This window comes from Roseateles sp. DAIF2 (assembly GCF_015624425.1).
Lineage (GTDB): Bacteria > Pseudomonadota > Gammaproteobacteria > Burkholderiales > Burkholderiaceae_C > Kinneretia.
In genome coordinates, this window is record NZ_CP049919.1 from 2,656,893 (window position 1) to 2,670,296 (window position 13,404).

The 13,404-nt window shown below is 67.1% G+C and carries 11 protein-coding genes and 1 riboswitch; of the genes, 8 read left to right on the forward strand and 3 right to left on the reverse strand.

Annotated features, from left to right (window positions below; all coding sequences use genetic code 11):
- Positions 1-25: 25 nt before the first annotated feature.
- Entirely contained in the window at positions 26-637 is a 612-nt protein-coding gene (locus G8A07_RS12250; protein ID WP_195797259.1) for an acyl-homoserine-lactone synthase, read from the reverse strand.
- Positions 638-761: 124 nt separating this feature from the next.
- A complete protein-coding gene (locus tag G8A07_RS12255; RefSeq protein WP_195797260.1) occupies positions 762-1,511 on the reverse strand; it encodes an MgtC/SapB family protein in 750 nt (249 codons plus the stop codon).
- 80 nt (positions 1,512-1,591) lie between these two features.
- Positions 1,592-1,871: riboswitch (cobalamin riboswitch) on the forward strand.
- A gap of 242 nt (positions 1,872-2,113) precedes the next feature.
- Between G8A07_RS12255 and G8A07_RS12260 the strand changes: the two genes are divergently transcribed.
- From G8A07_RS12260 to G8A07_RS12285, 6 genes are all read left to right on the forward strand, one after another.
- The gene (locus tag G8A07_RS12260) at positions 2,114-4,243 is read left to right on the forward strand and encodes a TonB-dependent siderophore receptor (RefSeq protein WP_195797261.1); all 2,130 of its coding nucleotides are present in this window, start codon (positions 2,114-2,116) and stop codon (positions 4,241-4,243) included.
- Positions 4,244-4,254: 11 nt separating this feature from the next.
- Entirely contained in the window at positions 4,255-5,769 is a 1,515-nt protein-coding gene (locus G8A07_RS12265) for a PepSY domain-containing protein (RefSeq protein WP_195797262.1), read from the forward strand.
- Positions 5,766-6,152, forward strand: coding sequence for a ferredoxin (locus G8A07_RS12270; RefSeq protein ID WP_195797263.1), 387 nt, complete (start codon positions 5,766-5,768; stop codon positions 6,150-6,152). The genes G8A07_RS12265 and G8A07_RS12270 overlap by 4 nt, the downstream gene beginning before the upstream one ends.
- Positions 6,153-6,730: 578 nt before the next feature.
- Positions 6,731-7,132, forward strand: a complete 402-nt coding sequence (locus G8A07_RS12275) for a hypothetical protein (protein WP_195797264.1) — start codon at positions 6,731-6,733, stop codon at positions 7,130-7,132.
- Between the two features lie 98 nt (positions 7,133-7,230).
- On the forward strand, positions 7,231-8,772 hold the full coding sequence (locus G8A07_RS12280) for an IS1182 family transposase (protein WP_195794317.1): 1,542 nt from the start codon (positions 7,231-7,233) through the stop codon (positions 8,770-8,772).
- Between the two features lie 179 nt (positions 8,773-8,951).
- Positions 8,952-9,608: a hypothetical protein gene (locus G8A07_RS12285; RefSeq protein ID WP_195797265.1), complete on the forward strand. Its 657-nt coding sequence runs from the start codon at positions 8,952-8,954 to the stop codon at positions 9,606-9,608.
- A 295-nt stretch (positions 9,609-9,903) separates the two neighbouring features.
- Here the strand turns inward: G8A07_RS12285 and G8A07_RS12290 are convergent.
- Positions 9,904-11,042 (reverse strand): IS3 family transposase gene (locus G8A07_RS12290; RefSeq protein WP_371816442.1). Its coding sequence is split into 2 segments (ribosomal slippage): positions 9,904-10,796 and positions 10,796-11,042, totalling 1,140 coding nucleotides; the frame shifts between segments, so codons are not numbered across the junction.
- Between the two features lie 71 nt (positions 11,043-11,113).
- Here G8A07_RS12290 and G8A07_RS12295 point away from each other — a divergent pair.
- Both G8A07_RS12295 and G8A07_RS12300 read left to right on the forward strand, forming a co-directional pair.
- Entirely contained in the window at positions 11,114-12,622 is a 1,509-nt protein-coding gene (locus tag G8A07_RS12295; RefSeq protein WP_195797266.1) for an IS1182 family transposase, read from the forward strand.
- Between the two features lie 194 nt (positions 12,623-12,816).
- On the forward strand, positions 12,817-13,326 hold the full coding sequence (locus tag G8A07_RS12300) for a YegJ family protein (RefSeq protein ID WP_195797267.1): 510 nt from the start codon (positions 12,817-12,819) through the stop codon (positions 13,324-13,326).
- The last annotated feature ends 78 nt before the right edge of the window (positions 13,327-13,404 follow it).

Consider the following 13,404-nt stretch of genomic DNA (forward strand, 5'->3'; position numbering starts at 1 on the left):
CGGTGGCGGATGAAGAGGCGGGCGATCAGGCCGCGACCGCGGCCTGTGCCGGCTGGACCTGCACCTGGCGCGGCCGGCACTCGATCTGGCAGGCGAACAGGCGCCGGCCGCCGACGGTCTGCGGCGGCGCCAGACGGCCGGCGCTGAAGCCGGCCATCGTCAGCAGCCGCTCGACGCCGACCGGCGAAACCGTGACCAGGCGGCTCACGCCCTGGGCGCTGGCATGGTCGATCGCGGCCTGCAGCAGCGCGATGGCCTGGTCGGATGAGAACTGGCGCAGCGCCGGGTTGCCGCCCGTCGCTTGGGCTTCGCTATCGGGGCTGAGCGTGACGAAGCGCGACAGCTCCCAGACCGCCGCATCGGACGGCAGGCCGCCGGGGGCCAGCATCGGGAACACCTCGCTGAGCAGGTAGGGCCGCGTCGTCGGCAGCAGGCGCGCGCAGCCCGAAAGACGGCCCTCGCGGTCGCGCAGCAGCACGTAGTGGGCGTCGGCATGATCGAACTGATCCAGCTCGCGCTGCGGCGCGCAGTTCAGGGTCCAGCCCAGGGTTTCGACGAAGACGCGGTAGCGGTAGGCCGCCAGCTCGGCCAGCAGCTGCTGACCCATTTCCGCATGTGCGATCGCGGTGATATTCATATGCCTCCCGTAAGGTCCGCGGACGATACGAAAGGCGCGCTCGTGCGGCACCTATCAATCTTGGTAGGACGGGGAAGCAGCGGTTTCGACGTCTACTCCCGCTCGCGCGGGATACACCAGGAGCTCAGTTGCGCGCGTGCGTGACCCTGTATTCGGCGACGCCGGGCAGCTCGCCGATATGGCTGGAGAAGCGCGTCAGGGTCTGGCCCTTGTAGTTGCGCATTGCGGTGCAGACGAAGCGCCATTCCTCGCGGCCGCCGACGCATTCGATGCTCAGCGAGCCGGGCGCGAAGCGGTAGCCGATCTGCTCGGCGAAGGCGGCCAGCTCGGCCTGCTCGAAGCGCCGTGCCGGCTCGCCGCGCAGCAGCACCGAGATCGCCGGATGCGAGGGCAGGCGCGCCTCCAGCTTGGCGCCCCACATCATCAGGCTGGCGCAGAGCAGGGTCAGCGCGATGGCCGCGAAGTAAAAGCCCATGCCGACCACGATGCCCAGCGCCGCGGCGGCCCACAGCGAGGCGGCGGTGGTCAGGCCGCTGATGTTCATGCCCTCGCGCATGATCACGCCGGCACAGAGAAAGCCGATGCCGGTCAGCACGCCCTGGATCACGCGGGTCGGGTCGGTGAAGGGCGGGGGCAGAGCGCCGGCCAGCCCGCCGAACCAATGCTGCGGGAAGGCCACCAGCACCGTCACCGCGCAGGAGGCCATGCAGACCAGCGCATAGGTGCGCATGCCGGCGGCGCGGCCATGGTAGGCGCGCTCGTAGCCGAGGATCAGGCCCAGCACCATCGCGCCGCCCAGGTGCATCAGCATCAGCACATTGGCCTGCCATTGACCGATCGCCCAATAGCGCAGCAGCTGTTCCAGGTCCAGCATGATGGGGGTCTCCCTGCGGGTGCCGACCGCCCGATGCTACGCCGCCGCCGGCCCCAGGGGCAGGTCTTGACCGCGAATCGTTTAGGATTCGCGCCGTTGGTGCTCGCGGGATGATTGCCATCCTGCAGTTAAACGGGAATCAGGAGGGGGACAGGCCAGAAGAACGGCCCGATCCTTGCCTGAGCTGCCCCCGCAACGGTCAAACGACCGGAATCCGACCCGGCGCCGTGCTTTCCCCGGCCGTGCGCCGCGGCCGTGTTTCCACCTCGCTTCCTCCGCCCACTGGATGCCTTTGCGCGTCTGGGAAGGGCCGGCGAGTCGTCGTCAGCCCGGATACCGGCCAACAAGGCGATGCGCGGTCCCGTGGCTTGTTCGGGATCGCTGCGTCATGAGGCGCGGGTCTGCGGGGAGGCAGGCCGGGCGCGACAGCGGGCCTTGGCCCAGACAGACCAGCTTCATGAGTCCCGATCCTCTGCCGTCCGTGGCCTGAGTTCTCGTTCCTCTTCCCTCGTCCTCTCTTGCTGACCGATCGGCGTGCGCGCATCGGCCCGGCGCGTCTGCGTCCCGGGCCTGCGGCCCCGTGGTCGATCCCGAGTCCACCGATGCATCACAGCTCCAAGAATCCCCGTCCGTTCCAGGCAGGTCCGTGCCTGCGCCCCTTGCCGCATGCCGCGTTGCTGATGCTGGCCGCGCTGGCCGCCGCGCCGGCCCTGGCCCAGCAGCAGTTGCAGCCGGTGCGCGTGTCCGGCCAGGCCTCAAAGCCGGCGGACGGCCTGCTGGCCTCGCAGTCCACCGCCTCGCGCCTGGACCTCAGCGCGCTCGAAACCGCCGCCAGCATCGAGGTGCTCGACGTCGAGCGCCTGCGCGCGCGCGGCGAGGCCACGATCGCCGACCTGCTGGGGCGTGCCACCGGTGTCAGCGCGCTGGGCTCGCCCGGTTCGGGCAGCACCTTCGCCAGCCGCGGCTTCAGCGGCAACGACTCGGTGGCGCTGGCCGAGGATGGGCTGCGCATGGCCACCGCCTCCGGCACCCAGTCCGTCCCCTCGGACGGCTGGGGCTATGAGCGCGTCGAGATCCTGCGCGGCCCGGCCTCGGTGCTGTACGGCGACGGCGCGATCGGCGGCCTGATCAACCTGGTGCGCAAGGTGCCGGGCCGCGAGGCTGTGAGCGAACTGAGTGCGGGCCTGGGCAGCCGGGGCGACTACCGCCTGGGCCTGGGCCTGGCGCGCCCCCTGAGCGAGCGCAGCGCGCTGCGCCTGGACCTGCTGGCCAAGGGCGGCGATGGCCATATCGAGCGCGGCGACTACCGCAACGGCAAGCTGATGAGCACCTGGCGCTGGGAAGCCACGCCGGACCTGCGCCTGGACCTGAGCCTGGACGTGCATCGCGAGCGCCCGACCGCCTATTTCGGCACGCCGCTGAAGCCGGACGGCAGCCTCTGGCGCGAGCTACGGCGCGAGAACTACAACGTCGAGGACGCGTTGTGGCGCATGGACCAGGAGCGTGCCCGCGCGCGGCTGGACTGGCGCCTGGCCGAGGGGCTGGATGCCCGCGTGGTGGCCTACCGCTTCCTGGCCGACCGACGCTGGCGCAATCTGGAGGAGTACGGTGCCAGCGCCGATGGCCGCTCGATCGAGCGCCAGGGCTATCTGGGCATCGAGCACCGGCTGCGCCAGTCGGGCCTGCGCGCCGAACTGCGCGGCCGCGCCGGCGGCTGGCAATGGACCAGCGGGCTGGAGCAGATGTGGCTGCGCTTCCAGCATGCCAACGATCTGTACGAGTACGACACCGTCACCCAGGTGCCGCTGCAGGGCTTCGATCCCGGCCGCTACATCGCCGCCGCGCCGATGCTGCCGCGCAACCGCTCCGAGACGCGCCAGCAGGCCCTGTTCCTCGAGACCGACTGGCAGCCGACACCGGACTGGCATCTCAGCGCCGGGCTGCGGCATGACCGCACGCGGCTGCAGCGTGACATCCTGTCGCCGCGGCCTGACGGCTGGGGTGCGCGCTTCAGCCCGACCAGCTGGCGTTTGGGGGCGTTGTTCCAGCCCGACGCGATGCAGAGCATCTACGCCCAGCTCAGCAGCGGCACCGACCCGGTCGGCACGATCGCGACGCTCAGCAAGGCCAATACCGCGCTGCGCCTGACCGAGGGTCGCCAGTTCGAACTCGGCTACAAGCGCGCCGCCGGCCGGCTGGAATGGAGCGCGGCGCTGTTCCAGATCGACAAGGACCATATCCTGACGCCAGATCCGCTGCGCCCGCGTGAAAGCGTGCAGGGCGGCAGCCTGCGCTCGCGCGGTGTCGAGCTGGCCGCGGCCTGGAGCCCGGCGCCGGGTTGGCGCCTGGATGCCAATGCCGCGCTGCTGCGCGCGCGCTATGAGCGCCTGTTCAATGCCCAAGGCGGCTCGCTGGCCGGGAATTGCGCACCGAATGCGCCGGAGCGTCAGGCCGGGCTGTGGCTGGGCTACCAGGGGCATGGCTACGACATCGGCGGCGGTCTGCGCCATGTCGGGCAGCGCTACACCAGCACCGCGAACATGCAGCGCCTGTCCGGCTACACGGTCTGGGATGCGAGTCTGGGCAAACGCCTGAGCGATCGCAGCGTGCTGCGCCTGCATCTGCGCAATCTGGGCGACAAGCTCTACGCCAGCAGCAGCTACACGGCCACCCAGGTGTTGCTGGGCGCGCCGCGCAGCGCGCAGCTGGTGCTGGACCACCGCTTCGACTGAAGGGGCGATCCATGTGGCGCTGCTTCCATCTGCTGCACCGCTGGCTCGGCATCGCGCTGGGCCTGCTGGTGCTGGTCTGGCTGCTGTCGGGCCTGGTGATGCTGTTCGTCGCGCGGCCGGAGCTGCGCGCCGAGGAGCGCGAACGGGCGCTGACGGCCGGGGCCACCGCCACCGCCATGCCACTGGCCGCGCCGGCGGTCGATGCGGGCGCGGCCTGGGCGGCGCTGGGCCGATCGGGCGCGCCGGAGGCGCTGCGCCTGCAGCAGCAGCTCGGCCGGCCGGTCTGGCTGTTTCAGGCCGGCAAGACCTGGCACGCGGTGGACGCTCTGGACGGCAGGCCGCGTGTGCCGCTGGATGCGCTGCAAGCCGCCAGCCTGGCCGCCGCCTATGGCCAGAGTCTGGCCGGGCGGCCGCTGGCGGTGCGCTGGGTCGAGCTGCTGGACGGGCCGGACCAGTGGAGCGTCTACAGCCGCTTCAACGCCCAGCGGCCGCTGTACCGGGTGGCGCTGGACGCGGAGGACGGGCTGGAGCTCTATATCGCGCAGCGCAGCGGCGAGCTGGTGTTGGACACGCGGCGCTGGGAGCGCGGCTGGAACTGGCTGGGCTCGGTGACGCATTGGCTCTATTTCACGCCGCTGCGCATCGACGGCAAGCTGTGGCGCGAGGTGGTGCTGTGGAGCAGCGGCATCGCGCTGGGCCTGTGCGCGCTGGGCCTGGTGCTGGGCGTGCAGCGGCTGCGCTTGCGGCGTCGCTATGCCAGCGGCAGCGTCAGCCCCTACCGCGAGCCCTGGCAGCGCTGGCATCACCTGCTGGGCCTGGGCGGCGGCCTGGTGCTGGCGGCCTGGATCTTCAGCGGCTGGCTGTCGATGGATCCCTGGGGCTGGCCCGGTGGCGACGGTCCGGCAGCCGGCGAGCAGCAGCGCTGGCGCGGCGGCGCGCTGGAGCCGGCCGCGCTGCGGATGCCGCCCCAGCTGCCGGCCGGCACCGGCGAGCTGGCCGCGCAGCGCTTCCAGGGCACGCATTTCTGGCTGGCCACGACGCCCACCGGCACGGCGCTGATCGACCCACAGGGCCAGGTCTTGCCGGCGGGGCTGGACGATGCACGCCTGCGCGCCGCGGCCCAGAGCTTGCAGCCGCAGGCGACGATCGTGGCGGCCGGGTGGCTGCATGAGCCGGACCTGCATTACTACGCGCTGCGCCACCAGCGCCGCAGCTTCCCGGTCTACCGGGTGGCCTTCGACGAACCGAGCACCGGTGGCCTGGTCTACTATCTCGACCCGCGCACGGCCCGGGTGGTGCTGCGCCTGGACGAGGCGGGGCGCTGGAACCGCTGGCTGTTCAACGCGCTGCACCGCTGGGACCTGCCGCCGTTAGTTGGCCTGCCGCTGGCGCGCGATGGCGTGGTGATCGCGCTGAGCCTGCTGGGCCTGGGGTTGACCAGCGCTGGCCTGGTGCTGGGCGTGCGGCGTTTGCGCAAGCAGCAACAGCAACGAATTTCGAGACCGAAGAAGTCAATAAATCAATGAACGACGACAAGTCGCCGCCATCCAGCCCTGCCGTCAGCAAGCCCAGCATCCAGGCCTATCGCCGCCATCTGCTGGTCTGCACCGGGCCGCGCTGCACGCAGGACGGCCAGGCGCAGGCGGTGTTCGACAGCCTGGGCGAGAAGTTCAAGGCGGCCGGCATCCAGGAGGGGCCGCTGCGCGTCAAGCGCAGCCGGGTCAGCTGTTTTGCGGCCTGCAAGGGCGGGCCGGTGATGTGCGTGCAGCCCGACGGCACCTGGTACTACGACGCCCAGGGCGAGAACCTGGACCGCATCATCACCGAGCACCTGGTCGGCGGCCGGCCGGTGGCGGAGCTGGTGTTTCACCAGGGGCCGGGGGAGGGGGCGGAGGATGGCGCGGGCTGAGCCGCGAGGGGGACCTCAGCGTTCTTCGCGCGTGCGTGCTGTCGGTTGTAACACTTGCCGCTTTTGTCGGATTTTTTAGTACCCTCGCCAAGGCTTCATCCGGGGAGAAATTACAGATGAATCATGGGCTTGCGAGATATCGGCGTGGCTTTGTTATGCGGACAGCTCCGATGTTATGCAGCAGTTGGTGTCTCCCCATATCACGTTAACCATCATGGAAGCCAAGCACTGGGCCGCCGTTGCTCTCGTCCTTGTCGCCGCGATTCTCTACCTCTTGGATCGGCGCATTCATCGGAAGGCCACGCGCGTTCAGACATCTTGGAGTTGCATTCGCTGTGGTGTCGAACTTGGCCCCATGCAATCCGTTGATATCCGCGTGGCTGGAGGGCCTGGTCCAGCTACTCAAGCGCGAGCCTGTCTTCCTTGTGCCGCTCGCGACAGACGGATTTGGTGGGCTGGCATGCTCGTCATCGGCCTTGCCTTTCTTGGCACCATCGCACTGTTGTGGCTGCAATGATGGTTAACCTGCCATTGGAGCGGACCGCCTTCGGCGTCCGCTCACTTTCACGTTGAACGTCATGGACGAGTTGCTCGAATATCGCAAGGCAGTGCAGGCGGCAGAGGGAAGCACCGCGGCTGCTGATGCCTTGGTGCGAGACATAGCGCAATTGGATGACTTGGCTTTGCTGCCGCCGCTGCTCGCTCGATTGGCAGGTGAATCCGATCGAATTGGCTGGTTTCGCGATTGCGATTACGCGGCAGTGGCACTCCAAGCAGCGCACTCACAGGCTGCATCTCCGCAACTCGGGAAATCGATGTTGGAGTTCGCGTTAGGGCGCGCTCAATGGTGCGCCAGTTGTGCCACGGCAGGTGGGGAGGGCCTGGCCCGCTCTCTCCATGTGCACGAACTCGAGGCGCTGGTCCGGATGACGTTCAACCCTTCGCTCCAGCGGACGGCTTCGCCGCCCGCTGAGCTGTGACGTTGAGGCTGTAAAAAATCTCCCCGGTGCGGGAGTCTCCGAATAGCGCGGTCAGGCGCCGGGCGCTGCAATCGAGGCCGAGTCAGAGGAGGCCACGGATGCCGCGCTACAAGCCTCAGGTCCGAGGTGCGATGTTCCTGCCGGTGGTGCTGTCGGAGCAGCTGGTGCCGGGCAGCTTTGCCTTTGCGCTGAACCTGCTGGTGGATGAGGAGCTGGACCTCTCGGCGCTGGACGCGCGCTTTCGCAACGAAGAGGTGGGCGCCAGCGCCTACGACCCGCGCGTGCTGCTCAAGATCGTGCTGCTGGGCTACAGCCGCGGCCTGGTGTCGAGCCGGCAACTGGAGCGGGCCTGCGAGCATGACATCCAGTTCATCGCGATCAGCGGGGACAGCCACCCCAGCCATGCGCAACTGGCCAAATTCGTCAGCGGCCTGGGGCCGCAGATCAAGGCGCTGTTCCATCAGGTGCTGCTGACCTGCGATGCGCAGGGCTTGATCGGTCGAGAGCTGTTCGCCATCGACGGCGTGAAGCTGCCGGCCAACGCCAGCAAGGAGCGCAGCGGCACGCATGCGGAATTGCTCCACCGGGCGCGCCGGCTGGAGAAGGCGGCCGAGAAGATCGTGAGCCTGCACCAGGCGCAGGACAGCCGCACCGGGACGCCCGGCGATGAAGCACTGCAGGCGCGCCGCCAGCAGCGTGTGGACGCCCTGCGCCGCGAGGCCCAGCGCACGCGAGAGTTCCTGCGCACCACGACGCCGCGGCGTAACCGCAAGGGCCAGGAGCTCAAGACCAACATCACCGATCCTGACAGCGCCAAGATGGCCACCAGCAAGGGCGTGATCCAGGGCTATGCGGCCCAGGCCGCGGTGGACGCGCGGCACCAGGTCATCATCGCGGCGGACATCACTGGCTCCGGCTCGGAGCAGGCCATGCTGCTGCCCATGGTGGAGCAGGCACGGCCCTTCGCTGACGCGCAGACACTCGTCACGGCAGACGCTGGCTACCACAGCGATGTCAACGTGCAGGCCCTGCACGCGCAAGGCAGGCCCGCGCTGATTGCCGACACGCAGATGCGCCAGCGCGATGAACGCTTCAAGGACCACGCTCAGCACAAAGCCCAGCCCGACCCGCTCTACGACAAGCAGGCCACCGGGCAGGGCAAACCATCGATCAAGCACTTCGGGCCGAGCGACTTCCGATTTGATCCAAAGGCCAGGACGGCGATCTGCCCGGCCGGCCAGACGCTGCGCAGCAGCGGGGCGATCTACCAGGTGGGCAAGGGCCAGCGGCGCGAAGACTTCAAGGCCAGGCCCGAGGATTGCCAAGGCTGCGCGCTGCGCACCCAGTGCCTGCGCCACCCCGAACGCACAGCTGCACGCAAGGTCTCGCTGTTCCACGCCAGAGAGCTCGACCCGAACGATCCGAGTCAGCGCATGCGCCGGGCCATCGACAGCCCGCAGGGGCGAGCGTTGTACAGCCGGCGCATCGCCACGGTGGAGCCGGTGTTCGCCAACCTGCGGCACAACAAGCGGCTGAGCCGCTTCACGCTGCGCGGCGCGGCCAAGGTGGGGGCACAGTGGCAGTTGTTCTGCCTGGTGCACAACATCGAGAAGTTGGCGCACAGCGGCTGGAGGCGGTGAGGGCCACAGCCAGGGCCGTGATATCCCCCATCAGCAGGGTTCGGCAGCGCTCACAGGCGCCCGCAGTTGGCGCCACAATCATCCGGAATGAAAACTCTGCTGAACCAGCTCCCGTTCCGCTCGTCAAAGTCCATGACGCGTGGGCAGAGGGTTATTGGACAGCTTCGTTAGACCTCGCTATGCCCCCCCGCTACGCCGAGTGGTTGAAGTACGTTTTTGAGCGCCCCGTGACGCCCAATGGCTGGTACTTCGATATTGAAACTCTAGAGCTGTTTGAAGCCGATGCGAGTGAGTTGGTGGAGCTCGTGGCGGCCGCCTTCGAGAACTGCGCCCGCGATCTCGCTTCGTACTCCAATGAGCAGTTGCGCTACGGGCTCTCGTACATTGTCGACAACGGCGCCTCTGACATCGTGTTCGCAATCATGTCTGAGGATGTCGCAGTCGAGTTACGTTTGCGCGCTATTGCGGGACTCAAGCATGTGTACTCACACATCTTCGAAACTCGCTGCGCGCCCGTCCTTGGTCACACAAGCGAACCTGGCAGCAATGCGCTGAACTACATGTGCTACATGCTTTGGGACATATCGCCGCTGTCATACTGGGAGCGATCGCCAAAGCGCACCATCTTCTACGGTGCGGTCTGCGACGTCTTAGAACGTGCGCTGACATCACCAAATCGAGCATGTGTGGAGAGCGGCTTGCATGGCTTAGGCCACATCTATTCCTCCTACCCTGAGCGCGTGGAAGAAGTCATCGACCAATACCTCCACGCTGCGAGTCCGCCGGAAGACCTACGGCGGTACGCCATGAATGCAAGGAGAGGGCATGTCCAGTAGTCGTTGGCGCACGTCCCCGATGTCTAACTTGTCGGTCAAGCGGACGCCAACACGGGCCATGGCTTCGCCATCTTCATGGCCAGTGTTGGTGCCCTCCGCCCTGTCGGGCTCCGGCGCCGCTTACCTTGGGCGTTGAGGCTGTAAAAAATCTCCCCGGTGCGGGAGTCTCCGAATAGCGCGGTCAGGCGCCGGGCGCTGCAATCGAGGCCGAGTCAGAGGAGGCCACGGATGCCGCGCTACAAGCCTCAGGTCCGAGGTGCGATTGCGCTGCCCCCAGGTTTCGTAGCACTTCGATCTAGAGCCCTGGGGTTTGCATCGTAGTTGGTGATGCGGGGTTTGGCGCGGTGCCGCCCGCATGCTGGCGGCACCGTGCGGCGAACACGGCCGGCGGCACGTAGCCAAGGGTGCTGTGCGGCCGGTGGTGGTTGTAGTCCTCGCGCCAGTTGTCGATGACGCTGCGCATGTGGCTCAGGCTGGCGAACCAGTGCTGCGACAGGCACTCGTCGCGGAAGCGGCTGTTGAAGCTTTCGATGTAGGCGTTCTGCACCGGCTTGCCTGGCTGGATGAAGCGCAGTTCAACGCCGTTGCGGGCGGCCCAGCACTGCATCGTCCGGCCGGCGAACTCCGGGCCGTTGTCTGTGCGGATCACCTTGGGCAAGCCCCGCTCGGCCTTGACCTGGTCGAGCACCCGCGTGACGTACAGCGCTGGGATCGACGTATCCACAGCGATCCGCACCGCCTCCTTGCTGCAGTCGTCCACGACCGTCAGCGTCTTGATTCGTCTGCCGTTTGCCAGCTCGTCGAACACGAAGTCCATGCTCCACACCTCATCGGGTTGCATCGGGCGCACCAACAGCTGCCGCTCAGGCACCGGCAGCTTCTTGCGCCGGCGCTTGCGCACCATCAGCCCTTCCTCGCGGTAGACCCGGTACGTCCGCTTGACGTTGATCGTCCAACCTTCGAGCTGCAGCCGGCTGTGCAGCATCCGGTAGCCGTGACGGCGGTGCTGGCCGGCGAGCTCCGTCAATCGCTCACGCAGCCGGCCGTTGCCGTCGTCGCGAGGGCGGTAGCGCAGGGTGCTGGCGCTCATGCCCACCAGCCCGAGGGCTCGGCGTTCGCTCAAGCCCCTGTCCTGCAACTGCCGCACGACCTCGCGCCGCGCCGCCACGGCCATCACTTTCCCTTGAGAACCTCGCGCATCGCGTCGATCTCAAGCATCGAGTTGGCCAGCAGCTTCTTGAGCTTCGTGTTCTCGGCCTCCAGCGTCTTCAGCCTCTGTGCGTCCGACACGTTCATGCCGCCGAACTTGGCCTTCCAGGCGTAGTAGCTTGGCTCGCTGAAGCCATGCTTCCTGCACAACTCCTTGACCGGCAGCCCGGCATCGGCCTCACGCAGGAAGCCAATGATCTGTTCCTCGGTGTATCGCTTCTTCATCGGTCCGATCTCCATCTCGGGTTGATCGGACTCTAGAACGGCCTGCTACGAATCCTCGGGGGCAGCGCACGATGTTCCTGCCGGTGGTGCTGTCGGAGCAGCTGGTGCCGGGCAGCTTTGCCTTTGCGCTGAACCTGCTGGTGGATGAGGAGCTGGACCTCTCGGCGCTGGACGCGCGCTTTCGCAACGAAGAGGTGGGCGCCAGCGCCTACGACCCGCGCGTGCTGCTCAAGATCGTGCTGCTGGGCTACAGCCGCGGCCTGGTGTCGAGCCGGCAACTGGAGCGGGCCTGCGAGCATGACATCCAGTTCATCGCGATCAGCGGGGACAGCCACCCCAGCCATGCGCAACTGGCCAAATTCGTCAGCGGCCTGGGGCCGCAGATCAAGGCGCTGTTCCATCAGGTGCTGCTGACCTGCGATGCGCAGGGCTTGATCGGTCGAGAGCTGTTCGCCATCGACGGCGTGAAGCTGCCGGCCAACGCCAGCAAGGAGCGCAGCGGCACGCATGCGGAATTGCTCCACCGGGCGCGCCGGCTGGAGAAGGCGGCCGAGAAGATCGTGAGCCTGCACCAGGCGCAGGACAGCCGCACCGGGACGCCCGGCGATGAAGCACTGCAGGCGCGCCGCCAGCAGCGTGTGGACGCCCTGCGCCGCGAGGCCCAGCGCACGCGAGAGTTCCTGCGCACCACGACGCCGCGGCGTAACCGCAAGGGCCAGGAGCTCAAGACCAACATCACCGATCCTGACAGCGCCAAGATGGCCACCAGCAAGGGCGTGATCCAGGGCTATGCGGCCCAGGCCGCGGTGGACGCGCGGCACCAGGTCATCATCGCGGCGGACATCACTGGCTCCGGCTCGGAGCAGGCCATGCTGCTGCCCATGGTGGAGCAGGCACGGCCCTTCGCTGACGCGCAGACACTCGTCACGGCAGACGCTGGCTACCACAGCGATGTCAACGTGCAGGCCCTGCACGCGCAAGGCAGGCCCGCGCTGATTGCCGACACGCAGATGCGCCAGCGCGATGAACGCTTCAAGGACCACGCTCAGCACAAAGCCCAGCCCGACCCGCTCTACGACAAGCAGGCCACCGGGCAGGGCAAACCATCGATCAAGCACTTCGGGCCGAGCGACTTCCGATTTGATCCAAAGGCCAGGACGGCGATCTGCCCGGCCGGCCAGACGCTGCGCAGCAGCGGGGCGATCTACCAGGTGGGCAAGGGCCAGCGGCGCGAAGACTTCAAGGCCAGGCCCGAGGATTGCCAAGGCTGCGCGCTGCGCACCCAGTGCCTGCGCCACCCCGAACGCACAGCTGCACGCAAGGTCTCGCTGTTCCACGCCAGAGAGCTCGACCCGAACGATCCGAGTCAGCGCATGCGCCGGGCCATCGACAGCCCGCAGGGGCGAGCGTTGTACAGCCGGCGCATCGCCACGGTGGAGCCGGTGTTCGCCAACCTGCGGCACAACAAGCGGCTGAGCCGCTTCACGCTGCGCGGCACGGGCAAGGTGGGGGCACAGTGGCAGTTGTTCTGCCTGGTGCACAACATCGAGAAGTTGGCGCACAGCGGCTGGAGGCGGTGAGGGCCACAGCCAGGGCCGTGATATCCCCCATCAGCAGGGTTCGGCAGCGCTCACAGGCGCCCGCAGTTGGCGCCACAATCATCCGGAATGAAAACTCTGCTGAACCAGCTCCCGTTCCGCTCGTCAAAGTCCATGACGCGTGGGCAGAGGGTTATTGGACAGCTTCGTTAGGTTTCACATTGCAGCCAATACAAATGCGTCCATTCCTCCTCCTCGCGCTCCTGATCCCATCCGCAGTTCCGGCCCAAACCATGAACGAGCGGGCCGAGAAGGATGAACTCGTGTTCATGCGGGAGGAAGAGCCTGCTATGCGCAAGGCATTTCAGGTCGCGCGGGGTTCGCTCGATGAATTTCTTGGCCTTGCCGCGGCGCAATCGCAAAGCAGAACCGGGTTCTCTTTGAAGGTCGCCATTTCTCAAGGCGGCAATACGGAGTACTTTTGGGTGAACGACTTTGCGACCAAAGACGGAAGCTCCTTCGAGGGTGAAATTGGTAACGAACCTAGGATGGTTAAGACCGTCAAGCTCGGTCAGAGATATGCCTTTGCTCGTGCCCAGATAGTGGATTGGCTCTACATCGACAAAGGTCAACGCAGAATGGTCGGAAATTTCACTTTGTGCGCGCTGCTGACGAAGGAATCCAAGAGCGAAGCCGAAGCGACCAAGCAAAGGTACAAGTTGGATTGCTCGAAGGTGTCAGAGTGAAACCTAACCATTCCATCGAGGGGACAAACAACGGCGGTTCCGTTCAGGGCTTTCCGCCCAAGTTGGTGCCGCCGTCGT